18 protein-coding genes are annotated in these 22,866 nt (G+C 72.5%); 6 read left to right on the top strand and 12 right to left on the bottom strand.

Translation table 11 applies throughout. From position 1 onward, the window contains the following. On the top strand, window positions 1–513 hold the full coding sequence (locus ACE3QY_RS00980; RefSeq protein WP_374454138.1) for a ferritin: 513 nt from the start codon (window positions 1–3) through the stop codon (window positions 511–513). A 240-nt stretch (window positions 514–753) separates the two neighbouring features. Here ACE3QY_RS00980 and ACE3QY_RS00975 read toward each other — a convergent pair whose 3' ends face one another. Both ACE3QY_RS00975 and ACE3QY_RS00970 read right to left on the bottom strand, forming a co-directional pair. Then, window positions 754–1,446: a hypothetical protein gene (locus ACE3QY_RS00975; protein ID WP_374454137.1), complete on the bottom strand. Its 693-nt coding sequence runs from the start codon at window positions 1,444–1,446 to the stop codon at window positions 754–756. Next, on the bottom strand, window positions 1,443–4,142 hold the full coding sequence (locus tag ACE3QY_RS00970) for a DEAD/DEAH box helicase (RefSeq protein ID WP_374454136.1): 2,700 nt from the start codon (window positions 4,140–4,142) through the stop codon (window positions 1,443–1,445). The genes ACE3QY_RS00975 and ACE3QY_RS00970 overlap by 4 nt, the downstream gene beginning before the upstream one ends. Window positions 4,143–4,316: 174 nt before the next feature. Here ACE3QY_RS00970 and ACE3QY_RS00965 point away from each other — a divergent pair, with 174 nt between their 5' ends. The 4 genes from ACE3QY_RS00965 (at window position 4,317) to ACE3QY_RS00950 (ending at window position 9,020) form a co-directional block, all read left to right on the top strand. Then, window positions 4,317–5,501, top strand: coding sequence for a dipeptidase (locus tag ACE3QY_RS00965; RefSeq protein ID WP_374454135.1), 1,185 nt, complete (start codon window positions 4,317–4,319; stop codon window positions 5,499–5,501). A gap of 96 nt (window positions 5,502–5,597) precedes the next feature. After that, a complete protein-coding gene (locus ACE3QY_RS00960; RefSeq protein WP_374454134.1) occupies window positions 5,598–7,172 on the top strand; it encodes a DHA2 family efflux MFS transporter permease subunit in 1,575 nt (524 codons plus the stop codon). Between the two features lie 259 nt (window positions 7,173–7,431). Beyond that, entirely contained in the window at window positions 7,432–7,800 is a 369-nt protein-coding gene (locus ACE3QY_RS00955) for a YciI family protein (RefSeq protein WP_374454133.1), read from the top strand. A gap of 5 nt (window positions 7,801–7,805) precedes the next feature. Further along, a complete protein-coding gene (locus ACE3QY_RS00950) occupies window positions 7,806–9,020 on the top strand; it encodes an RNA polymerase sigma factor (RefSeq protein WP_374454132.1) in 1,215 nt (404 codons plus the stop codon). A 95-nt stretch (window positions 9,021–9,115) separates the two neighbouring features. On the opposite strand, the gene ACE3QY_RS00945 is transcribed toward ACE3QY_RS00950, so the two are convergent. The 6 genes from ACE3QY_RS00945 to ACE3QY_RS00920 form a co-directional block, all read right to left on the bottom strand. Next, on the bottom strand, window positions 9,116–11,296 hold the full coding sequence (locus ACE3QY_RS00945; RefSeq protein ID WP_374454131.1) for a RecQ family ATP-dependent DNA helicase: 2,181 nt from the start codon (window positions 11,294–11,296) through the stop codon (window positions 9,116–9,118). 113 nt (window positions 11,297–11,409) lie between these two features. Next, window positions 11,410–11,835: a sigma-70 family RNA polymerase sigma factor gene (locus ACE3QY_RS00940; protein WP_374454130.1), complete on the bottom strand. Its 426-nt coding sequence runs from the start codon at window positions 11,833–11,835 to the stop codon at window positions 11,410–11,412. A 70-nt stretch (window positions 11,836–11,905) separates the two neighbouring features. After that, window positions 11,906–12,844: a hypothetical protein gene (locus ACE3QY_RS00935; RefSeq protein ID WP_374454129.1), complete on the bottom strand. Its 939-nt coding sequence runs from the start codon at window positions 12,842–12,844 to the stop codon at window positions 11,906–11,908. Between the two features lie 74 nt (window positions 12,845–12,918). After that, entirely contained in the window at window positions 12,919–13,929 is a 1,011-nt protein-coding gene (locus ACE3QY_RS00930) for a GDSL-type esterase/lipase family protein (RefSeq protein ID WP_374454128.1), read from the bottom strand. A 100-nt stretch (window positions 13,930–14,029) separates the two neighbouring features. After that, complete coding sequence (locus ACE3QY_RS00925) at window positions 14,030–14,833, bottom strand: 2-phosphosulfolactate phosphatase (protein ID WP_374454127.1); 804 nt, start codon at window positions 14,831–14,833, stop codon at window positions 14,030–14,032. A 38-nt stretch (window positions 14,834–14,871) separates the two neighbouring features. Continuing rightward, complete coding sequence (locus ACE3QY_RS00920) at window positions 14,872–16,785, bottom strand: M13 family metallopeptidase (RefSeq protein ID WP_374454903.1); 1,914 nt, start codon at window positions 16,783–16,785, stop codon at window positions 14,872–14,874. 160 nt (window positions 16,786–16,945) lie between these two features. On the opposite strand from ACE3QY_RS00920, the gene ACE3QY_RS00915 reads away from it, so the two are divergent. After that, window positions 16,946–18,352, top strand: coding sequence for a hypothetical protein (locus ACE3QY_RS00915; protein ID WP_374454126.1), 1,407 nt, complete (start codon window positions 16,946–16,948; stop codon window positions 18,350–18,352). A gap of 14 nt (window positions 18,353–18,366) precedes the next feature. Here ACE3QY_RS00915 and ACE3QY_RS00910 read toward each other — a convergent pair whose 3' ends face one another. The 4 genes from ACE3QY_RS00910 to ACE3QY_RS00895 form a co-directional block, all read right to left on the bottom strand. Continuing rightward, window positions 18,367–19,344 (bottom strand): NADPH:quinone oxidoreductase family protein, encoded by a 978-nt coding sequence (locus ACE3QY_RS00910; protein ID WP_374454125.1) that lies wholly within the window; start codon window positions 19,342–19,344, stop codon window positions 18,367–18,369. A gap of 116 nt (window positions 19,345–19,460) precedes the next feature. Next, window positions 19,461–20,678 (bottom strand): M15 family metallopeptidase, encoded by a 1,218-nt coding sequence (locus ACE3QY_RS00905; RefSeq protein ID WP_374454124.1) that lies wholly within the window; start codon window positions 20,676–20,678, stop codon window positions 19,461–19,463. A 9-nt stretch (window positions 20,679–20,687) separates the two neighbouring features. Next, window positions 20,688–22,085 carry an MFS transporter gene (locus tag ACE3QY_RS00900; protein ID WP_374454123.1) on the bottom strand — a complete coding sequence of 466 codons (1,398 nt, stop codon included), beginning with the start codon at window positions 22,083–22,085 and terminating at the stop codon, window positions 20,688–20,690. A gap of 170 nt (window positions 22,086–22,255) precedes the next feature. Next, window positions 22,256–22,819: a TetR family transcriptional regulator gene (locus ACE3QY_RS00895; RefSeq protein WP_374454122.1), complete on the bottom strand. Its 564-nt coding sequence runs from the start codon at window positions 22,817–22,819 to the stop codon at window positions 22,256–22,258. Between the last annotated feature and the right edge of the window lie 47 nt (window positions 22,820–22,866).

Below are 22,866 nucleotides of genomic sequence, written 5' to 3'. Positions count from 1 at the left end.
ATGAAGCTGAGCGAGAGCCTCGAGAACGCCTTCAACGCGCAGATCACGCTGGAGTTCCAGGCATCCCTGGTCTACCGCCAGCTCGCGATCGAGCTCGAGATCATGGACCTCCCGGGCATGGCCGCCTGGCTGCGCCACCAGGCCGACGAGGAGATCGTCCACGCCAACAAGTTCATCGACCACGTCGCCGACCGCGACAACCACCCGCGCATCGGCGCGGTGCCCGCCCCGGTCGTGATCGTCGGTTCGGTGCTCGACGCCTTCGAGGCCGCGCGCGCCCACGAGGAGAAGGTCTCGGCCTCGATCCGCGACCTCTACCGCCTCGCCGAGTCCGAGGGCGACCTCGACTCCCGCCCGCTGCTCAACTGGTTCCTCGAGGAGCAGATCGAGGAGGAGGCGACCGTCAACGAGATCGTCGGCCGGGTGAAGCTCATCGACGACGACGGCCCGGGCCTGCTCCGCCTCGACGAGGAGCTCGGCCTCCGCCCGGTCGCCACCACCGAGGCCCGCTGACCCTCCGCCTTCTGAGCGGTGGTCGAGGGGGATTCCGCGGCCCTCGAATCCTCCTGGATCACCGCTGCCCGGCGCGCCGCGGCCGACACGCCTGCCGAGCGGTGGTCGAGGGGGATTCCGGGGCCCTCGATTCCTCCTCCAGCACCGCTGCCCGGCGCGCCGCGACCGACACGCCGGCTGAGCGGTGGTCGAGGGGGATTCCGGGGCCCTCGAATCCGCCTGGATCACCGCTCGGGCGACTCACCAGGTGTCGGCCGGGTGCTCCAGCAGGCGGGCCGCGCGGGCGGCGGCGTCCTCCGCGACGGCCAGGTCGTCGAGGTCCTCGGGGTCCGCGCCCCCCGCACTGGGCGTTGAGTCTCCTGGAGACTCAACGCCCAGTGGGCGGGGTCGGGTCAGCTGGTGGAGGTCGCGCAGCACCCGGTCGCGGGACAGCCCGCGCAGGTGGGTCAGCACGAACGGGTCGACCTGGATCAGCCACGCCAGCTGGGTCCACACGGCCAGCGCGTGCGGGCAGGGGTCGAGCCACGAGTCGCACGTGCAGGCCGAGCCCAGCTCACCGCCGTACGGCAGGAGCTCGACGCCGGCCTCCTCGACGGCCTCCACGAACGCGTGAGGCAGCTGTCCGGCAAGCAGGGCGCCGACCCGACCGGACTCCGCAGCGACCAGCTCGGTGAACGCGGCCGCGTCGGAGTCGTGGAGGACGGGCAGAGTGACCTCGACGGTGTAGGCGTCCTGGCCCTCGGTCACCGCGGCGACCGCGCCCCCCACGTCGACGGTGATCGCGCCGACCGCGCCGGACCGGGCAAGGGCGCGCCCGGCCCGGAGCTCCTTCTCACCGAAGGCGGCCTCCTCCACCGCGCGCAGCACCGCCTTGCTCCACCACGTGCCCGAGCCACCGCCACGCCGGGGAGGCAGGCGCGGATGCGTGATCATCGCCGCAGCTCCACGAGGTCGCGGAGCTCGTCGTTGGAGAGCTCGGTCAGCGCGGTCTCGCCGCGGGACAGGACCGAGTCGGCCAGGGAGCGCTTGCGGGCGAGCAGCTCGGCGATCTTCTCCTCGATGGTGCCCTGGGTGATGAAGCGGTGCACCTGCACCGGCTTGGTCTGCCCGATCCGGTAGGCGCGGTCGGTGGCCTGGTCCTCGACGGCGGGGTTCCACCAGCGGTCGAAGTGGATGACGTGGTCGGCCCGGGTCAGGTTGAGGCCGGTGCCACCGGCCTTGAGCGAGAGCAGGAAGACCGGCGCCTCGCCGGCCTGGAAGCGCGTCACCATCGCGTCGCGCTCGCGCACCGGAGTGCCGCCGTGCAGGAACTGGTGCGGCACCCCGGTGGTGCCGAGGTGGCGCTCGAGGAGCCGGGCCATCGCGACGTACTGGGTGAAGACGAGGACCGCGCCGTCCTCGGCCACCACGGTGCCGACGAGCTCGTCGATGAGCTCGAGCTTCTCCGAGCGCCCGCGCAGCTTGGGGTTGGCCTGGCGCAGGAAGTGGGCGGGGTGGTTGCAGATCTGCTTGAGGCCGGTGAGCAGCTTGAGCACGAGTCCGCGGCGGGTCTCCTCGTCGGCCTCCTCGATCCGACGCATCGACTCGCGGACCAGGGTCTCGTAGAGGACGACCTGCTCGCGGGTCAGGCCGAGCACGTGGTCGGTCTCGGTCTTGGCCGGCAGCTCGGGCGCGATGCCCGGGTCGGACTTGCGGCGGCGCAGCAGGAACGGCCCGATCAGGTCGGCGAACTGCCGCGCCTTGGTGGGCTCGAGGCCGGACTCGATCGGCGCCGCCCACACCTTGCGGAAGGCGTTGCGGCTGCCGAGCAGGCCGGGGATCGCCCAGTCGAGGATGGACCAGAGCTCGGTCAGGTCGTTCTCGACGGGGGTGCCGGTCAGCGCGACGCGGGCGGTGCTCGGGATGGTGCGCAGCGCGCGGGCGGCCGCGGAGCGGGAGTTCTTGATGTGCTGGGCCTCGTCGGCGACGACCAGGTCCCACGGGACCTCGGCGAGGAGGGCCGCGTCGTTGCGCATCGTGCCGTAGGTCGTCAGCACGAAGCCGTCTCGTACGCCTCCGAGGTCGCGGGCGCTGCCGTGGTGGCGGCGTACGGCGGTGCCCGGCGCGAAGCGACGGATCTCGGCCTCCCAGTTGCCGAGCAGCGACGCCGGGCAGACCACCAGCATCGGCCCGCCCGGGCCGTGCTCCTGCCGGTGCAGGTGGAGCGCGATCAGGGTGATCGTCTTGCCCAGGCCCATGTCGTCGGCGAGGCACGCGCCGAGGCCGAGCGAGGTGAGCTCGGCGAGCCAGGACAGGCCACGCCGCTGGTAGTCGCGGAGGTCGGCCTGCAGCGCGGCGGGCACCTCGACGGGCTCCGTCCTGCCCGCGGCCTCGAGCCGGTCGCGGACCTTGAGCAGGCTGGCGCCGACGACCGCTTCGTAGGGGACGTCCTCGATGTCGACGACGCCGGTGAGGGTCGCGGCGAGCGCCTGGACCGGCGTGACCGTGCGGATCAGCCGCTTGCGGGCGCGCTTGATGACGCCGGAGTCGACGGCGATCCAGTTGTCGCGCAGCTTGATGACCGGGCTGGTCGTGCGGGCCAGCTCGTCCATCTCCTCCTCGGTCAGCTCCTCGCCGTGGAGCGAGAGCTGCCACTCGAAGCCGAAGAGCGCCTGCGGACCGAACAGCCCGTCCTGGAGCGCCTCGTCGCGGGCACCGGCCGGTGAGCGACTGCCCAGCTCGACGCGCTGGGTGACCTCGCGGTCGAGGTACTTCGGCCACATCACCTGGTGCCCGGCCTCGGTCAGCGCGGCGGCGCCCTCGTCGAGCAGGGAGAGCAGCTCGTCGGAGTCGAGGGTGATCTCGTCGGGGATGCGCAGGTCGAGAAGCCGGTCGAGGACGGGCCAGGCATCGGCGGCCGAGCGCAGCGCGATGGCCGCGTGGGTGCGGGCGCGCTCGCCGAAGCCGTGGGCGGCGTCGAGGCCGGTGTCGGCCCACAGCTCGGCAGCGTCAGCCACGTGGGCGGCGTTGTCGACGGCGTGCACCTGCATGACCAGCCGCACAGCACCGGCGACGAGCTCCTCCTCGTCGGCCTCGATGCGGAACGACACCGACACCAGGTGCGGCCGGTCGTCGCGGCCGCGGGCCCGGATCCGCTCGATCCGCTGCTGCAGCTGGTCGCTGAAGTCGTCGGGGCTCGTCGGCGGCGCCGCCCGATCGGCCGGTGCGAGCCGCGGGCGCGACCTGCCGGGCGCGGTGCGGGGCACCGTGTCGGCGACCGCGTCGAGCAGCGCCCGGACCGTGCCCTCGGCGGAGGCCTCGTCGTAGCCCTCGTGGGCGCGCGCCCGCGCGAGCTCGACGATCCGCCGCTCGTCGTGGGCGTCGAGCCCGGCGACCTGCCAGTGCCGGCTCTCCGGGTCGGGCGCGAAGCGGCCCGCGGCGACGAGCTGGAGGCCGAGCAGCGAGGCGCCGGCGAGCAGCGCCACGGAGGGATGGAGGTCGTCCTGGTCGCGGACCTTGGCGAGCACCGGCAGGGCCCCGCGGATCGGCATCACGATCGTGCGGCGCTCGTCGGTGAACTCGATCGAGCCCTCCCGGGGCGGCTCCCCCACCAACAACCTGGCGGGACCGGTGACCGGGACAAAACTCATGCACGTACTCGCTTCGCTCCGTGCGCGCATGAGGCACGGGTCACACAGTGCTGAACGATTCGCTCGCTACGCTCGCTCATGCAGGCACCCTTCCGTGCTCGCTCGGACAGCGGGCAACAGGGACGCTAACGCGTGGGACCGACAGGGAGTTCCCGGTTGCTAGCGTCACCCGGCATGGACATCTCGTCGCTGCTCGCCGCGCACCCCGTGATCGACGGCCACAACGACCTGCTGTGGGAGGCGCGGGTGCAGGCGGCGTACGACTTCGACCGGCTCGACGTCGGCGCTGGCGGCACCCCGACCCACACCGACCTGCCGCGGATGCGGGCCGGCGGGATGGGCGCGCAGTTCTGGTCGGTCTACGTCCCGACCCGGCTCACCGGCGACGACGCCGTGAGCGCGACGCTCGAGCAGGTCGACGCCGCGCGCCACCTCACCCGGACCTACGCCGACCAGCTGGCGTGGGCGACCACGGCCGACGAGGTCGAGCAGGCGTGGGCGAGCGGCCGGATGGCCTCGCTGATGGGCGCCGAGGGCGGCCACTCGATCAACTGCTCGCTCGGCACCCTGCGCCAGCTGCACGAGCTCGGCGTCCGCTACCTGACGCTCACCCACAACGCGAACACACCCTGGGCCGACTCGGCGACCGACCGGCCTGTGGCCGGCGGGCTCACCGCCTTCGGTCGCGAGGTGGTCCGGGAGATGAACCGGATCGGGATGATGGTCGACCTCTCGCACGTGTCCGCGGACACCATGCGGGCGGCGCTCGAGGTCGCGGAGGCGCCGGTGCTCTTCAGCCACAGCTCGGCCCGGGCGGTGGCCGACAGCCCGCGCAACGTGCCCGACGACGTGCTCGCGTCGACGGCCGCGAACGGCGGCGTGTGCATGGTGACCTTCGTGCCGAAGTTCGTGAACGCGGCCTGCGCCGACTGGCAGCGCGAGATGGTCGCCGCGGCTGAGGCGGAGGGGATCCCCGAGGCGGACGGCGTACGGTTCGCGGCCTTCGAGACCGCGTGGACCGTCGACCACCCCCAGCCGCCCGCGACGCTGGACGACGTGGTCGCGCACTGCGAGCACGTCCGCGAGGTCGCCGGCATCGACCACATCGGCCTCGGCGGCGACTACGACGGCGTCGAGGTGCTGCCCGCCGGCCTCGAGGACGTCTCCACCTACCCCGCGCTGCTCACCGCGCTGGCCGATCGCGGCTGGTCGGCGGACGACCTGGCGCGGCTGACATGCCGCAACGTGCTGCGGGTGATGCGTGCGGTGGAGGAGCGCGCCCGCGACCTGCAGGCGACGCGCGGCCCGAGCCTGGCGCGGATCGAGGACCTCGACGGACCCGGCCCGGGCGCAGTGTGACACCGCGATGTTTCCGGCGTTCGCGCAATGCGGGGTGATCCTGCCCACCGCGAAAAGGATTGGGTCGTTGTCAGTTGCAACCAATACCGTTGTCCGGTGACCAGCACCCAGACTTCTGCCGGCGAGATCCAGCCGGACAACTCCGACAAGCTCGACAAGAGCGTCCTGATGGTGGCCGGCGTCGTCGTCCTCGGCGCCATCATGTCGATCCTCGACATCACCGTCGTCTCCGTCGCCCTGAACACCTTCCAGGAGGAGTTCGACGCCACCGCGGCCGAGGTCGCGTGGACGATGACCGGCTACACCCTCGCCCTGGCCAGCGTCATCCCGCTGACCGGCTGGGCCGCCGACCGGTTCGGCACCAAGCGCCTCTACCTCATCGCGGTCGCGCTCTTCACCGCCGGCTCCGTGCTGTGCGCGACGGCCACCTCGCTCGAGCTGCTCGTCATCTACCGCGTGCTCCAGGGCCTCGGCGGCGGCATGCTGATGCCGCTCGGCATGACGATCCTGACCCACGCCGCCGGCCCCGAGCGCGTCGGCCGCGTGATGGCCGTGCTCGGCATCCCGATGCTCCTCGGCCCGATCTTCGGCCCCATCATCGGCGGCGCGCTCATCGAGAGCGCCTCGTGGCACTGGATCTTCCTGATCAACCTGCCGATCGGCATCCTCGCCATCGCCTACGCCTGGTTCGTGCTGCCCAAGGACGAGGTCGAGCCGTCGGAGACCTTCGACTGGCTGGGCATGGTGCTGCTGTCCCCCGGTCTGGCCGCCTTCCTCTACGGCGTCAGCTCGATCCCCGAGGAGGGCACCGCGATGGCGGCCAGGGTCCTCGTGCCGATGATCATCGGCATCGTGCTGATCGTGGCCTTCGTCCCGTGGGCGCTGAACCGCCGCAACATCCACCCGCTCGTCGACCTGCGCCTGTTCAGCAACAAGAACATGACGGTCGCGGTCATCGCGATGATGCTCTTCGCCATCGCGTTCTTCGGGGCGTCGCTGCTGTTCCCGCTGTACTTCATCCAGGTCCGCGGCGAGGGCACGCTCTTCACCGGGTGGCTGCTGGCCCCGCAGGGCTTCGGCGCGATGATCACCATGCCGATCGCCGGCATCCTCGCCGACAAGATCGGCCCCGGGAAGATCGTCCTCGCCGGCATCACGGTGATCACCGTCGGCATGGCGATGTTCACCCAGATCGGTGCGGACACGTCGTACGTCTACATCCTCGGCGCGCTCTTCATCATGGGCCTCGGCATGGGCGGCACGATGATGCCGATCATGACCGCCGCGCTCGCGACGCTGACCGCGCACAACGTGGCCCGCGGCTCGACGCTGCTCAACATCACCCAGCAGGTCGCCGCCTCGATCGGCACCGCGCTGTTCTCGGTGATCCTCACCAACGAGATCAAGGACTCGAAGTTCGTCGCGGCCGGCCAGGCGGTGGCCGAGGCCGGCGGCGACCAGGCCGCGATCGGCGCGATCCTCGAGAAGTTCGGCATCTCGCCGGCCCAGCTGGAGAACCTCCAGGCGCTCGCGACCAGCGACCTCGCCGACGCGTTCGCCACCGTCTTCATCGTGGCGACCGTGCTGGTGGCCTGCTGCCTCATCCCGGCCTTCTTCCTGCCCCGCAGGAAGGTGGCCCCGGTCGACCCGACCGCGATGATGGGTCACTGACCCGCACGACGTACGACGACAGCGGCCCGTCCTCCTGCAGGAGGGCGGGCCGCTGTTCGTCTGCGACCCAGGGTCTGTCATCCGGCGCTCGAGCGCGACTCCTTCGAGCGCGCGGTGGAGACCGCCTCCTGACGGGCCCACCCGCGTCGGAGCATGATGACCTCGAGAAGTTTCCCGCGGGCTGTCGATTTCCGGCGGCGAGCGGCGACGAGGTGATGAGCGCCCCGGACCACGGGGCTCCAGCACGAGAGGCACTGCCATGAAGTACGTCCTGATGTACACCTCCCGCCCCGACCTGGACGCGTCCGCCGACCCGGAGGCTGCGCAGGCGATCTACAAGCGGGTCTACGAGTGGTTCGGCGAGAACGCCGGCGTGATGGCCGACTCCGGCGCCGAGCTGCTCGGCGTCGAGACCGCCACCACTGTCAAGCACGGGTCGGACGGCGCGGTCGTCGTCGACGGCCCGTTCAACGAGGCCAAGGAGGTGATCGGCGGCTTCAGCGTCATCGACGTGGCCGACATGGACGCCGCCATCGCCGTGGTGAAGACCTGGCCGATGCTCGACCTCCCGGGCGTGGCCGTCGAGATCCGTCCGATGGTCGAGGACTACTCGCACATGGAGGGCTGAGACCGGTGTCCTCCACGGACGACCTCCTCGCGCGCACGCTGCGCGAGGAGGCCGGTCCGCTGGTGGCCCGGCTGTCGCGCCGGTTCGGCGACTTCGACGTGGCCGAGGAGGCGGTGCAGGCCGCGGTGGTGGAGGCGCTGACGTCCTGGCGCCGCCACGGACCACCCGACCGGGCGGGCGCCTGGCTCCAGGTCGCGGCCACCCGCAACGCGATGGACGCGCTGCGGCTGCGCGACCGCCAGCGCGCGCTGGCCGTCCGGGCCGAACCGCCCGACCTCGGACCGGGCGAGGACACCGACGACCGGCTCGCCCTTCTCTTCGCCTGCTGCCACCCTGCACTCGCGCCCGAGGCCCGGCTCGCGCTGACTCTTCGCGCCGTCGTCGGCCTGACCACGCCGCAGATCGCGCGGGCGTTCCTCGTCAACGAGACCACGCTGGCGCAGCGCGTCGTACGCGCCAAGCGGAAGATCGTCTCGGCCGGCATCGCGCTCACGGTGCCGCCGGAGGCGCAGCGCGCGGAGCGGCTCGACGACGTGCTCGCCGTCGTCTACGTGATGTTCAACGAGGGCTTCGTGTCGTCGACCGGTCCGACGCAGGACCGCGACCTCGCCGCCGACGCGGTGTGGCTGGCTCGCGTCGTCGCGACGTCGCTGCCGGACCAGGCGGAGGCCTGGGGGCTGGCCGCGCTGCTCACCATCCAGCACGCGCGCAGCCGCGCCCGCTTCGCCGGCGGCGAGCTGGTGCTGCTGCGCGACCAGGACCGCGGCCTCTGGGACCACGACGCGATCGCCGAGGGCGAGCGGATGATCGAGCGCGCGGCCGCGCTGCGTCACCCGGGGGCGTACCAGCTCCAGGCCGCCATCGCCGCGGTCCACGCCACCGGGGCGAGCTGGGCGGAGACCGACTGGCTGCAGATCTCGCTGCTCTACGAGGAGCTCGCGAGGTACGACGCCTCGCCCGTCGTGAGGCTCAACCAGGTGGTCGCCCACGCGCAGGTCGTCGGACCCGAGGACGCGTTGCGACGGCTCGAGACCCTGGCCGGCCCGCTGGCGGGCTACCACCTCTTCCACGCCACGCGCGCCCAGCTGCTCGGCGCGGTCGGCCGCGACGAGGACGCCGAGGCCGCCAACCGCCGCGCGCTCGAGCTCACGGAGAACGACGCCGAGCGGCGCCTGCTCACCCGCCGGCTCCACCGGCGCCCGCTGGACGACGGCAGCTGAGCTGGTCCGTCATACGTTCCCGAGGTCATCGGTTCCGGTTGGGATGACGGATCGGCGGGACGCCGGGGGTGTCGCGGGGCAGGCGAGGCCGGACGTCAGCCCTGCGAGGCGAGGGCGAGCGGCAGGACCGCGCCGGCACCCGCCGCCCGGATCGCAGTGGCCGCGACGGTGAGGGTCCATCCGGTGGCGACCTGGTCGTCGACCAGCAGGACCGTGGCGCCGGGCGGCACGTCGGCGTCGAGCCCGCCACGACGGCGTACGGCGGCGACGCGCTGGGCCGAGTTGGACTGGCCGGCGCGCGGCGGGACGGAGTCGTCGCGGATCGCCCAGGTGCCGACGACCGGGACCTGCATGACGCGGGAGAGCCCGTCGGCCAGGTCGCGGGTCAGGGTGGGCCGGGTGGCCGACTCGACGACGACGATCGCGTCGGGCCGCGAGCCCCACTCGGACGACCAGTCCTTCATCACGTCCATCACCGCCTGGGCCAGCCCCGGCGGGACCGGGCCGTCGGGAGTGTCCTCGCGGAAGAGCGCGCGCAGCGCCTGGCCGTGGCCGAGGTCGGTGAGTCGCGCGACCACCCGCCCGGGCTCGGCGGCGTCGGCGATCTTGCCCTTGAGGTCGAGGCCGAGGTTGGCCAGCGCGGTGGGCCACATCCGGCGCGGCTCGAGCACCACGCCGGGCCGGGACAGGCGCTCGCCGGCCTCCGCGACGGCGGCCTCGCTGACCGCGGTCGAGAGGGTGAGCCCGCGGCAGTTGTCGCAGCGCCCGCAGTCGGTGGCCTCGGGGTCGTCGAGCTGCTCACGGAGGTAGCGCATCCGGCACTCGGTGGTCCTCAGGTAGCCCAGCATCGCCTGCTGCTCGCGCTCGCGGGCCTCGGCGACGCGGGCGTAGCGCTCGGCGTCGTAGGTCCAGGGCTGCCCGGTCGCCACCCAGCCGCCCTGCACCCGCTGGACGGCGCCGTCGACGTCGAGGACCTTGAGCATCGACTCGAGCCGGTTGCGGCCGAGCTCGACGCGGGTCTCCAGCGTGGCGGTGGACAGGGGCCGGTCCGAGTCGGCGAGGGCGGCCAGCGTCTCGCGGACCTGCTCCTCGCGCGGGAACCCGAGCGAGGCGAAGTAGGCCCAGATGTCGCGGTCCTCGATCTGCGGCAGCAGGACGACGGTGGCGTCGTCGGTGCCGCGGCCGGCGCGGCCGACCTGCTGGTAGTAGGCGACCGGTGAGGACGGGGCGCCGAGGTTGATCACGAAGCCGAGGCTCGCGTCGAAGCCCATGCCGAGCGCGCTCGTAGCGATGAGCGCCTTGACCCGGCCGTCGACCAGCGCCTGCTCGAGGACATGGCGCTCGTCGGCCTCGGTCTGGCCGGAGTAGGCGGCGACCTCCAGCCCGCGGTCGCGGAGGTAGCCCGCGACCTCCTGGGTCGCCGCGACGGTCAGGCAGTAGACGATGCCCGACCCGGGCTGCTCGGCGAGGTGGTCGGCGAGCCAGGCCAGGCGCTGCTCGGGGGTCTTGAGCTGCACCACGCCCAGCCGCAACGACTCGCGGTCGAGGGTGCCGCGCTGGACGAGGACACCCTCGTCGCTGGTCGAGGTGCGAGCGGAGCGAGCCTCGAGACCCGCACCGTCGGCGTGGACACCCAGCTGCTCGGCGACGTCGTCGGTCACCCGCTGGTTGGCCGTCGCCGTGGTGGCGAGCACCGGGATGCCGCCCGGCAGCTCGGCGAGCAGGGTGCGGAGGCGGCGGTAGTCGGGACGGAAGTCGTGGCCCCAGTCGGAGATGCAGTGCGCCTCGTCGACGACGAGCAGGCCGCAGGTCGCAGCCAGGCGCGGCAGCACCTCGTCGCGGAAGCCGGGGTTGTTGAGCCGCTCGGGACTGACCAGCAGCACGTCGACCTCGCCGGCGTGGATCTGGTCGTGGATGGGCTGCCACTGGTCGATGTTGGTGGAGTTGATCGTCACCGCCCGGATGCCGGCGCGCTCGGCGGCCGCGATCTGGTTGCGCATCAGCGCGAGCAGCGGGCTGACGATCACGGTCGGGCCGGCCCCCGCCTCGCGCAACAGCTTTGTGGCCACGAAGTAGACCGCCGACTTGCCCCAGCCGGTGCGCTGCACGACCAAGGCCCGGCGGCGGTCGACCGCCAGCGCCTCGATCGCGTGCCACTGGTCCTCGCGCAGGGTGGCGTCGTCGCGACCCACGAGCGCGCGCAGGTGTCGCTCAGCAGCCTCGCGCGCGGCGCGGCGTACGTCGTCGGTGACGGCGGGGTCGGCGGTGCTGGTCATGCACCCTGTCTACCAACCACCACCGACGACGCGCGCGGCGCCGTCCACATACCCCGGTAGTCCAGTGGCAGATGGTCGTCAGAACGCTCGGCGGACGACCATCTGCCACTGGACTACCCCGCGTCGACCTGCTCGCCGAGCCGCTCACGCAGCGTCGCGAGCCCGCGCGAGGCGTGGCTCTTGACCGTGCCGGTGCTGATCGAGAGCTCCTCCGCGGTCTCCTCCACCGACATGCCGAGCCAGTAGCGCAGCACGACGGTGCGGCGCTGCATCGGTGGCAGCGCACGGAGCTCGGCGAGCAGCTCCATCCGGTCCTCGGAGCTCGCGCCGGTGCGCGCCGGCCCGTCGAGCAGATCGACCGGGACCGACGACCGCCGGCGGTGCCACGGCCGGCGACGCTGGTCGAGGTCGGCGTTGACGATGATCCGCCGCGCGTAGGCCTCCTCACGGCCGGTGCCCTGCACGCGTGACCACGCGAGGTAGAGCTTGACCAGCGCCTCCTGGAGCACGTCCTCGGCCCGGGCGTCGTCGCGGCACACGGCGTACGCGACCGGCGCAGGGTGGCCTGTCGGGCCTCGACGAACTCGACGTAGCCCTCGTCCCCGGCGCTCACCAGTTGCCCCGCAGCATCGTCAGGAAGGAAGCGAAGTCGGGTTGGGAGTCGCCCGGCCAGAACCGGTACCACGCAGCCCCCTCCTCGGGGTCGACGCCGACGACGTAGAACGTCTGCCCGGCGTACTCCACCTCGGCGGCGCCCGCGCGGGTGTGCGTCACGCGCCCGGACCCCAGGTCGGGGTCGGCCACCTGGTGGACCAGCGTCACCTCCGGCGCGCCGGCGACCATCCGGCCGGAGCCCGCTCCGGAGAAGTGCGCGAACCGCGCAGCCAGGGAGGGCCGCCCCTGCTCGTGCGCGGTCGCCGCGTCGACCCAGAGCTCGAAGTCGTCCGTGGTCCAGCCCGGGACGTCCATGAGCCCCAAGCCGTCCGAGGACAGCCACACCCAGACCACGTCGTCCGGCATCTCCTCGGGCGCGCAGGTGCACGTCGCCTCGACCGCGTACGACGTCGCACCGCCGGGCTTCCCGTAGGTGAAGGGGTCGACCACGATCCGCTGGACGGTCGCGTCGGGCGCGACCCAGAGCCGGCCGTCCGGCGCGATGGCCACGGGCCCGTGGTTGCCGTACTCCTCGGCCCACGAGGGGATGTCGGTCGTCGTGAACCAGTCGATGCCGTCGAGTCCGTCCTGCGCCTCGAGCGGGTTGTTGGGGGCCGGGGCGACGAAGTCGGGGTCGGCGGCCCGGTCCGCCGGCAGGGGGTCGTTGGTGCCCGTCGGGTCCTCCGCGATCCGCGACTCCCCGCGTCCGCCCGGGGTGAGCACCTGCAGCGCCCCGACGGCCACGGCCACCGCGGCGGCCACCGCGACGACGGCGGAGGTGGCGCGACGGCGGCGACGCACGCGCCGCCCTTCCAGGAGGTACGTCGTCGGCGCGACGCTCGGCAGGTGCGCGAGCTCGTCGTCGAGCCGGGTCAGCAGGTCGCTCTCACTCATGTCCCCTCGACGGTCCGGCACGGCGAAAGGTTGTCACGGGACCCGGTCCGGCGACCGGGCCCCGTGGCGACACGTCAGCGACGCTGGCTGCGGGCGATGAACCTCTCGAGGTCGATCCCCGCCTTGCGCGCGGCCTTGCGGACCGCGGGCGTGGTGAGGTCGGGGGCCCGGACGACCTCGGGCTGGATGCTGCGGTCGGCAGCGGCGTACTGGCGCTGGAGCGCGGCCTGGCTGCGCCCGGAGGCAGCGGCGTCCGCGCGCACCTTGGCGGTGACCGCGAAGGCGCCGCCGACGGTGGCGCCGACGACCGGGGTGTAGCCGTTGGCGTGGCCGAGCACGTTGGGGTGGTAGCTCTCGGAGATCGGGTTGGACAGCCCGTTGAGGTACTCCGGGTTGTCGCACACGGCGTGGCCGATGAAGGCGTTCGTCGGGTTGGCGAAGCCGAAGCCCGCGGCCGAGGCGGCCGCCGCCGTGCGGGCGTTCATCAGGTCGGCGGTCTCGTTGAGCCGCGCCTCCTCCGCCGGGGAGAACCAGGTGAGGGCGTTGCAGTCCTCGCCCATGAAGATGCGCGGGTAGCCCACCACCACGACCTGGGCGTACGGCGCGCGGCTGCGGATGGCGGCGTAGAGGGTCGACAGCGACGTCGGCAGGGTGTTGTTGATGTAGGCCTGGGCGGTGTTGATCTTGCCGTTGCAGTTGCTCGCCCAGCCCGGCAGCGCGCACTCGGTGAGCACGTCGGCGAAACCGGCGTCGTTGCCACCGACCGAGATCGTCACGTAGTTCGTCGCCGTGGTCAGTGCGCTGAGCTGGGTGTTGGTCACGTCGACGACCTTGGCGCCGGAGCAGGCGCGGAAGTTAAGCGCGTAGCCGCGGGCGGCGGCGATCAGGCTGGGGTAGGCCTTGGTGGAGCGCTGGCAGCTGGTGCCGTCGCTGATGTAGGAGCGGGTGCCGGTGCCCGAGGAGTAGGAGTCGCCGAGGGCGACGTAGACCGGCGCGGCCGCCTGGGCCGGCTGGAGCAGCAGGGGACTGAGCAGACCGACCAGGGCGGAGCCGAGGACCGCCAGACGGGTGGACGAGCGCTTCATCGTCGAGGGACCTCCGAGAGAATGGGTCACCCGAGTGTGACCGCCATCATACAGTAGGGAGCGCGGGCGCCGGCCACCAGACCGAGCGGTCAGGTTTTGCTCAGGGCCCGACGCGACGCAGCCGCGGACCGGGCGGCTCGGGGACCGCGCCGTCGCGGAAGGACTCCCCGACGAGCACCGGCACGACCTCGCTGACGTCCTGGTGGGCCGCGATCTCCACGTCGGCGACGAAGCCTGCCTCGACCAGCTCGCGGCCACTCGCGCAGGCGAGCAGGTCGACGGGCAGCGTGACCGCCTGCCAGGCGGCGATCGCCATCCGCACCTCGGGACTGAGGCCGGCCTCGGGGGTGCCGTCGGCCAGCCCGGCCAGGACCGCACCGGCGCCCCACAGGTCCTCGACCGCCGGGCGGAGGGTGTCGTCGTACCACCGCTCCCCCGCAGGTACGACGACCACGCTGGCGCCGCCGGCCACCTTCGGGGCGAGCCACCGGGCGACCGCGGCCGCGTTGCGCAGGCACGCACCGACGACCTGCGCTCCCGACTCGGCGAGCGCGAAGGCGATCGTCGAGCCGTTGGGCGAGGGCAGCACCAGGCGCTCGATCCCCTCGACCTCCGACAGGCTCGCGGGCGAGAGCGAGACGTGCCGCGCGCCGGGCCGCGACAGGGCCTCGAAGCGGCCGACCGCGAGGGTGGCGCCGTGCCGCATCGCGTGCTCGGCCGCGCGGGCGTCGCGCCAGCGGTAGGGGAAGACCTCGATGCCGCGCTCGATCGCGACGCTCAGCGTGGTCGTGAAGGACAGCACGTCGACCACCACGGCGTAGTCGGCGGGGACGGCCTCGGCGCCGGTCGGTCCCCACTCCACGCGCAGCGGGTAGGACGACTGGTCATGCCCCGGGAGTGCCACGGGGCTCATTCAACCGCCGATGGTCTCGATCCGCTGCTTCACCAGATCCGGACGCGGCCCTCCGGCTCGAGCCACAGGCCGTCGCCGGGCTGCGTCTCGAAGACCTCGTGGAACTCGTCGAGGTTGCGCACGATGTTGGCGCGGAACTCGGCGGGGCTGTGCGGGTCGATGGTGAGGTACTGGAGCTCCTGCTCCTTGCGGCGCTTGGTGCGCCACACGTGGGCCCAGTTGAGGAAGAGCGTGCGCCGGTCCTCGAGCGGGGCCTCGCCACCGCGGCTGATGATGTAGGCCTTGTGCGCGATCGTCAGGCCGCCGAGGTCGCCGATGTTCTCGCCGACGGTGAGGCTGCCGTTGACGTGCTCGCCCGGCAGGTTGCGCGGCTCGAAGGCGTCGTACTGCTTCACCAGCGCCTGCGACTTGGCCTCGAAGGCCGACTTGTCGTCGGCGGTCCACCAGTCGTGGAGGTTGCCGTCGCCGTCGTACTGGGCGCCCTGGTCGTCGAAGCCGTGACCGATCTCGTGGCCGATGACGGCGCCGATGCCGCCGTAGTTCTCGGCCTCCTCGGCGTCGGGGCTGAAGAACGGCGGCTGGAGGATGGCCGCCGGGAAGCAGATCTCGTTGGTGCCCGGGTGGTAGTAGGCGTTGACGGTCTGCGGGAGCATCAGCCACTCGTCGCGGTCGACCGGCTGGCCGACCTTCTCCAGCTGGCGGTCGGTCTCGAACGCCGACGCCGCGGCGACGTTGGTCATCAGGTCGCCGGCGGTGATGGCCAGCGCGGAGTAGTCGCGGAACTCCGTCGGGTAGCCGATCTTGGGGTAGAATCGGTCGAGCTTGTCGTAGGCCTTCTGCTTGGTGTCCTCGCCCATCCAGTCGAGCTTCTCGATCGAGCGGCGGTAGGCGGTGACCAGGTTGGCGACCAGGTCGTCCATCTTCTGCTTCGACGCCGGCGGGAAGTGCCGGGTGACGTAGACCTTGCCGACGGCCTCGCCGATCGCGCCCTCCACGAAGTCCACGCCGCGCTTCCAGCGGGCCCGGAGCTCGGGGGTGCCGTTGAGGGTGCGGCCGTAGAAGTCGAAGTTGGCCTGCACGAACTCGTCGGGCAGGTAGGGCGCCGAGCTGCGCACGATCCGGGCGTGCAGGATGTCGCGCCAGGTCTCGATCGGGGTCTCGTCGAGCACCGAGGAGAGGTGGGAGAAGAAGTCCGGCTGCATCACGATCGTGGTGCGCAGGGTCTCCTCGGTGCCACCGAGCGCGGTGACGTAGGTGACCCAGTCGAAGGCCGGGCAGAGCGCCTGGAGCTCCTCGAGGCTCTTGTGGTTGGTGGTCTTCTGGACGTCGCGGGTCTCCGCGGCCTCCCAGTGCCCCTCGGCCAGGCGGGTCTCGTACGCCAGCACGGCAGCGGCCGCGCCGGCCGGGTCGTCGTGGCCGCTGAGGGTGAGCAGCGTGGTCAGGTAGTCGACGTACTTGCTGCGGATCTCGGCGAACTTCTCGTCGTCGTAGTAGGACTCGTCGGGCAGGCCGAGGCCGCCCTGGGCGAGGTAGACGATGTTGCGCGAGGCGTCGGCGCGGTCGGGGGTGATGTAGGACCCGAACAGGCCGGGACCACCGATCCGCTCGAACATGCCGAGGAAGGCCGCGAGCTCCTGCAGGTCGGCGATCCGGTGGGCCCGGTCGAGGAGGCCCTTGACCGGCCGCAGGCCCTTGGCCTCGATGGTCTCGGTGTCCATGAACGAGGCGTAGAGGTCGCCGATCTTGCGCTCGTCGTCGTCCAGCTCGTCGGCGGGCCGGTCGGCGAGCTCGGTGATGATGTCGCGCACCTGCTGCTCGGCGGCGTCGGCCAAGGCGATGAAGGCGCCCCAGCTCGACTTGTCCGACGGGATCTCGGTCTCGTCCAGCCACCGTCCGTTGACGTGCCCGAAGAGGTCGTCCTGGGGGCGGATGTCGGGGTTCATGCCCTCGCGGGCGGAGTCGAGGATCGTCACGCGCCCGACCTTAACCCCGCGCTCCCACCCCGACCGCCGACCCACCGGTCCAGACCACGTGCTGGCACCCGTGCCGACTCCCCCGAATGGGTGAAGGGTGGGCGCCACTGGACTGCCACCGGGAGGACTCGTGTTCGTACGCACCCGCACGTTCGCCGCTTCACTGCTCGCCGTCTCCGTGACCGCAGCGCTCGCCGCGCCCCCGGGCAACGCCCTCGACGCCGACGCGCGGGTCAGCGCGCGGAGCTGGACCGCCCTGGCGCCGAATTCGACGCCCAACTTCGCGCAGGCGAGCGCGGTGCGCACCGCCGACGGCCTCCAGCACGTCGTGTGGATCGTCGACGAGGGCGCGGGGGCCAACTACCTGCACACCACCATCGACGCGCGTGGCCGCCAGGGCGCGGTCACCCGCGTGCTGGCGGCGACGTGGGCGCAGCTCAGCACGCCCGTGGACCTCGAGGTGGACGCGGCCGGCCGGCTGCGGATGTCCTTCCGGGGCACCGTCGACGGCAACAGCGCCGACTTCTTCACCTACCGCGGCGTCTACTCCGCGGTCTCCTCCGACGGCGGGGCCAGCTGGGTCCTGCCGCGCGAGGTGCTCGCGGTCAGCGACGCCAGCGGCGGGGGCAGCACGTTCGTCAACCTGCCCGACGGCACCGTCCTCGGCGGCTACGGCGACACCGGCGGCTTCCACTGGCACGTCGGCGCGATCTCCGAGGCCGCCGAGCCGACCACCCTGAACTCCGAGTTCACCGACCAGGACGCGATGGCCGCCCAGCTGGTCAGCAACGGCTCGGCGGTGTGGGTGCTCTACCAGAGCATCCGGTCCAACGGCGTCTACGCCCGGCAGGTCTGGCCGACCCTCGGCGTGCCGGTCCGGGCACCGGGCTCCTACACCAACCCCGGCCAGCCCATGGCCGTGGTCAACCGGCCCGGCGTCGGTCCGGTGGCGGCGTACATGCTCAACGACCAGGTCGTGCTGTGGGACGTGCTGGCCAACCGCACCCACCGGGTGCCGGGCATGAAGGGCGCCAGCGTGCCCGAGCTCGCCGTGCTGCCCGACGGGCACCTGTGGGTCGCCTCGGCCGGGCCGATCGGCTACGAGCCGCGCGCCTCGCGGGTCTCTGCACGCGGCTGGACGGTCGACCGGCGGCCGAGCCTCCTGCCGGACCTGTCCTCCAGCTTCGGCGTGTCGGTGTCGGCCTCGACCGCCCTGCGCGCCGAGGTGCTGCTCGTCGCCAACGACGACGGCGACCCCACGCGGCTGATGGCGCGCTCGGTCGCGGCGCAGCTGGTGCTGCGCGCGACCCCGCGCCGGTGGGGCAGCGGTCGTGCGCAGACCGTCGTCTTCAAGGTCACCGACGTCGACGGCGGGGTGTCGCGGGCGAAGGTGCGGGCCGGTGGTCGGCGCTGCACCACCAACGGGGCGGGCCGTTGCACCATCCGGTTCAGCGGCATGCGGCCGGGACGGTTCACCGCGAAGGCGACCAAGCGTGCCTACGACGACGCGAAGGTGACGCTCACGGTGCGGCGCTGACCCGGACCTGCGGCTCAGCGCACGCGCACGACCGACTTGCCGAGGGTGCGGCGCTCGTCCATGTCGACGAGCGCCTGCCCGAAGTCCTCGAGGTCGTACGTCGCCCCGATCGGCGGCTTCACCACGCCCGAGGCGAACATCGGCTCGAGCCGGTGCCACTGCTTCTGCATGTAGCCCGGCTTGGTCATCGCGAACGCGCCCCAGCCGACGCCGCGTACGTCGGTGTTGTTGAGCAGCAGCCGGTTGACCTTGACCTCGGGGATCCCCTGCCCGGCCGCGAAGCCGACCACCAGGATCCGGCCCTGCTCGCCCAGGCACCGCAGCGAGTCGGTGAAGGCGTCGCCGCCGACCACGTCGAGGACGACGTCGACGCCGCGGCCGCCGGTCAGCTCCTTCGCCCGGTCCTTGAAGTCGGGCCCGACGATCGCCTCGTCGGCGCCGGCGGCGAGGGCGAAGGCCGCCTTCTCCTCCGTGCTGACGACCGCGATGGTCCGGGCGCCGAGGCCCTTGGCGACCTGGAGGGTGGCGGTGCCGACGCCGCCCGCGGCGCCGTGGACGAGCACGGTCTCGCCCTCGCGGAGTCCGCCGCGCTCCTCGAGCGCGAAGAGGGCGGTGAGGTAGTTCATCGGCAGCGCCGCGCCCTCGTCGTACGACAGCTCGTCGGGCAGCGCGAAGGTGAAGATCACGGGATTGGCGACGACCTCGGCCGCACCGCCGTTGAGGTTCACCCCGGCCACGCGCTGGCCGACTCGGAAGCCGCTCGACTCGGGCGACCCCGGATCGAGGACCACGCCGGCGAAGTCGACGCCCAGGGTGAACGGCGGCTCGGGCTTGAACTGGTACTCCCCGCGGCTCAGCAGCAGGTCGGGGAACGACACCCCGACGCTGTGCACCTCGACCAGGACGTCGTTGTGGCCCGGCCCCGGGGCGTCCACCTCCCGCACCTCGACGTCGGCGGGACCGGTGAGCGTGACGACCTGGACTGCCTTCATGCGCCGAGCCTAGTCACGCGCGAGGGACGAGCGCGGGGCGTGGCGAGGCGGGTTGAGCAAGCCCGCGACTGAGGAACGAAGTCGCGACAGGCGCGTCGAAACCGACAACGCGCTAGTCAGCCGACCCGCTTCACCTCGGCGAGCTCGAAGTGCATCGGGTCGGTCCAGCGCCAGTCGCCACCCCAGGCGAAGCCCCACTTCTTGAAGATCGCCACGACAGCGCGGTTCATCTCCCCGACCGTGCCGCGCTGGTTGCCCGGCACGTTGAGGTCGAGGGCGAGGCCGAAGGAGTGGTTGGACAACGTCGTGGTGTTGGCGATGAAGCGCGGGTAGTAGCACCCGGCGTACTCACCGGGGTGGATCTCGTCCGCCAGCCCGAGCTGCTGCACCTCGAGCAGCGCCTGCCGCAGCTGGGGGAACAGGTCCTTGTGGCAGGTCACGCTGCCGAGGATCGGCACCGCCTCGGTGCGGATGTTGGCCGCGACCCATGACGAGTCCGGCGCGATCCGCCCGCCACCGATGACCCGGTAGCGGTAGGTGCCGACCACGCTGCCGATGCTGCCGCCCGTCGGGATCGCGCTCAGGGTGGCACCGGGGTCGAGGCCGATGCGCGAGGCGATGTCGAGCATCTGCACCGACGCGTCCTTGCCCACCAGCTTCTCGAGCGGCTTGCGGATCGAGGCGGGGGAGATCGCGTCGGTCGAGATGAGCAGGCCGTTGTCGGTGGCCATCTCGATGTCCTCGGCCCACGCGGTGTTGACGACCATGTCGATGGTGGGGATCTGCGGGGTGTACGCCCCGACGTGCAGGGTGGGCGCGTCGTCGTCCGACCCGAGCCGGATCATGCCGTCCTCGTCGGCCAGCCGCCTGCCGATCTTCTTGTCGGTCGCCATCTCGCCACCGGCCACCCGGTCCCAGGCCTCCTGGAAGTCGGCGACGTCGGCCCGCGTGAAGAGCCGGTACGCCCCCGGATCGACCGAGGCGACAGTGAGCACCCGGTTCTCCAGCGAGACCTGGCCCAGGCCGATCCGCTCGGTGTGCGCGACACCCTTCAGCCGCTCGATCTGCTTGATCGTCGAGGCGTCGAGCGCCTGGTCCCACTGCACGAGGATGTCGGCGCTCCAGAGCCGGTCCTTCCGCTTCCCCGGCGGGTCGACTGCGTGTGCGGGGTCGGCGACCGGCGTGGTCGGGTCCTGCGACGGCGTGCCGGTCGCGCTCGACTCGGAGGCCGGCGTGGGATCGGGGTCTGTCGACGTCTCCGGCTCGCTGCACGCGCCGAGGAGGAGGGCGAGCACAGCGGTCGCCGCGACCCTCCCCCGCCGTCGTACCCGCATGGGGAGACCCTAGGACCGAGGTGTCTGGGGTGTCTGGAGCCGGTGCGGGATCGTGACCCAGGAGATCAGGCCGCCGACGAGGAGCAGCACGGCGCAGGCGACCATCGCGGAGGCGTACGCCGTGTCGAAGCGGGCCGGGTCGCGGTAGTCGTCGCCGCCGAGACCGACCGCCATCGGCAGCGCGGCCACCGCCAGGAGCGAGCCCGCGCGGGCCACGGCGTTGTTGATCCCGCTGGCCGTGCCGGCGACCTCGTCGGGCGCGGCGGCGAGCACCGTCGCGGTCAGCGGCGCGACCATCAGGGCCAGGCCGAGGCCGAAGACGGTGAGCCCCGGCAGCACGTCGCGCCACCACGTCACACCCGGTCCCACCGCAAGCAGCCAGAGCGTGCCGGCGGCCATCACGACGGGGCCGAAGGTCATCGGGATCCGTGGGCCGATCCGCTCGCCGAGCGCACCGCCTCTCGCGGCCAGGAGCAGCATGCAGGCGGTGATCGGGAGGGTCGCGAGCCCGGCCTCGAGGGCGTTGTAGCCGCCGACCGTCTGGAGCTGGAGCACCAGGAAGAAGAGGATCGCGCCGAGGGCGGCGTAGACCAGCAGCGTCATCGCGTTGGCCGCGCTGAACGTGCGGTCGAGGAACAGCCCGAGCTGCACCATCGGCTCGGGAACCCGACGCTCGACGACCACGAAGGCGACCGCGGCCGCCACACCGAGCCCGGCGGCCCACCATGTGGCCGCGCCGCCCGCGTCGGTCAGCGCCCAGGTGGTGCCGGCCAGCGCGAGGGAGGCGAGCGCGGCACCGGCGAGGTCGAAGCGGCCGTGGGCGCGGGGGTCGCGGGTCTCCGGCACCCAGCGCTGCGCCAGCCACACGGTGAGCGCGGCCAGCGGCAGGTTGATGAGGAAGATCCAGCGCCACGACGCGTGGTCGACGAGCAGACCGCCGACCAGCGGACCGAGCGCCGCCGCGATGCCGCCGAGGCCCGACCAGGCGCCGATCGCGCGGCTGCGGTCCTCGGCACGGAAGGCACCCTGGATCATCGCCAGGCTGCCCGGGGTCAGGAGGGCACCTCCGATGCCCTGGAGCACACGCGCCACGATCAGCACCTCGGCGTTGGGCGCGAGACCGCACGCCAGCGAGGCCAGCGCGAACCAGATCGTGCCGATCACGAAGACCCGGCGCCGGCCCAGCCGGTCACCCAGCGCCCCGCCGAGCAGGATCAGCGAGGCCAGCGAGAGGAAGTAGCCGTTGGTGATCCACTGCAGCTGCGACAGCGACGCGTCGAGGTCGGTGCCCATCGTCCGCAGCGCGACGTTGACCACGGTCCCGTCCAGCAGCGTCAGCCCCGACCCCAGGGTCGCCGCCGCCACGATCCCCCGCCCCGTCGGCGTACCCCACTCGACTGCGCTCATCTGGCGCCTCCGCTTCGCTTCGGCGCGTGTCGCGGCGCTCGTAACCCGCTCGTTCGTCGTCGCGCCCGCACCCTCCCCCGCTTCGCTCGTCCGGCTTTGCCGCTCCTCCTGCACTCCCGGGCGCGCCGCGACGAACCACCGGCCACCGATCTGCGGGTCATGCCAGCGCCTCAGCCGGTCAGCACCCGGCCGGCGAGCCAGGCGATGTCGGCGCCGGTCTGCTCGGGCGAGGAGGAGGGCTGCATGACGTGGCTCAGCACCACTCGGACGACCATGTCGATCGCGGGGTCGAGGTGGTCGGCGTCGATGCCCGGGGCGTACGGCGCCACGCGGGCGCTGACGACCTCCTTGGCGACGCCGAGGAGCGAGCCCGCGTTGGTGGTCAGCAGCGGCAGCAGCTCGGTGTCCGCGCCGTGGGTCGCGCTGACGACGGCGTGCAGGAGCTTGTTGGCGCGGGCGTAGGTGAGCACGTCGGAGACGGCCCGCTCGATGGCCCGGGTGAGGTCGGCCGGCTCGTGCTCGAAGGCCTGCTCGACGACGCCGAGGAAGCGGGCGAGCTCCTCGAGGATCATCGTCTCGGCCAGCGCGGTCTTCGAGCCCACCTCGTTGTAGACGGTCTGGCGGCTGACGCCGGCCTCCTCGGCGAGCCGCGCCATGGTGACGGCCGCCCAGCCCGAGGAGGTGGTCAGGTCCACGGCCGCGGCGACGATGCGCTCGCGGGTCGACTCGGGCATGCCCACGAGTCTAGGTGCGAGCGCGGTCGCGAGCCGTCCGGCCCTCG

The sequence above is a fragment of the Nocardioides sp. genome (assembly GCF_041913365.1).
GTDB lineage: Bacteria > Actinomycetota > Actinomycetes > Propionibacteriales > Nocardioidaceae > Nocardioides.
Note: the sequence above shows the minus strand (reverse complement) of the source record. Positions and strands in the feature narration are given on the sequence as shown.